This is a genomic window from Lysinibacillus sp. GbtcB16, assembly GCF_019091145.1.
Lineage (GTDB): Bacteria > Bacillota > Bacilli > Bacillales_A > Planococcaceae > Lysinibacillus > Lysinibacillus fusiformis.
In genome coordinates this window covers 1-269 of record NZ_JAGXJV010000428.1, presented here as the reverse complement: position 1 = coordinate 269, position 269 = coordinate 1, and the positions used below count along the sequence as shown (strand labels likewise).

Here is a 269-nt window from a genome sequence, read left to right as displayed (position 1 = left end):
AAATTTATCCAGAACATCCTATGTTATGGAATTTTTTATACCCTTTTTTTGGGGAGGATAGTGTTGAAAATGCTCAAAGTAGAGTTGAAAATATGTTGCGGAAAACAGAGGTAAGTCAGAAAAAAGGAAAAACAGCATTATACCTTCATATACCTTTTTGTGATACTATTTGCTCATTTTGTCCATTTATTAAATCTACAAAGTATGAACCTATAATTGGAGAGTATGTAGAATGTCTTATTAAAGAGATGGAATTATTATCCTCATCT

The 269-nt window shown here is 30.1% G+C and carries 1 pseudogene; it reads left to right on the top strand.

The annotated features are described in order from the left end of the window. Window positions 1-2: 2 nt before the first annotated feature. A pseudogene (locus tag KVT27_RS24790) lies at window positions 3-269 on the top strand (coproporphyrinogen-III oxidase family protein); the annotation flags it as partial.